1 protein-coding gene is annotated in these 516 nt (G+C 41.9%); it reads left to right on the top strand.

The genetic code is table 11. The features are described from left to right. Nucleotides 1-239: 239 nt before the first annotated feature. A partial coding sequence (locus C477_RS24340) for a hypothetical protein (protein ID WP_204366215.1) occupies nucleotides 240-516 on the top strand: 277 nt, incomplete at its 3' end.

Genomic DNA, 516 nt, shown 5'->3' on the forward strand with positions numbered 1-516 from the left:
ATCGTAAACTCGGGCTGAGTCCGGGCGGATGGGGTATGGGTACCATCCTACTGGAAATATCGGCTAGATTGGATTCGATGTGTAATACATGGCTCCGTTCACTATTTATGCAGAGGCCGAGTGGCGGATAGGTTAGCTATTAAGATATTAGGAATGTAGATAAATACAAATAACATTTATAATATTATTATGACTAACAACCGAAAAGCATATTGAAAAGGGAAATGTAGGAATTGATAATGGAGCGTCGAGTGCTTCTCGTTAAGGGTGGTCTTTTAGCAACGATGATAGCTGCTAGCGGTGGGTTATTTTGGAGTATAACGGAAAAAGATCTATCGGTGGATATAATCAACCACACAGGCGATACTAAATGGGTTACCCTGACCATTATAACCTCTTCAGGAGAACGTCTCTATAGTGAATCGTTTGATATTAATGGGAAAACGACTATAAGACAGCCCAATATTGCAGATGTGGGAGAGTGTGAGGCAAGACTTCACGTTGAGGGCCGTGAAC

This window comes from Haloterrigena salina JCM 13891, from assembly GCF_000337495.1.
Taxonomy (GTDB): Archaea; Halobacteriota; Halobacteria; order Halobacteriales; family Natrialbaceae; genus Haloterrigena; species Haloterrigena salina.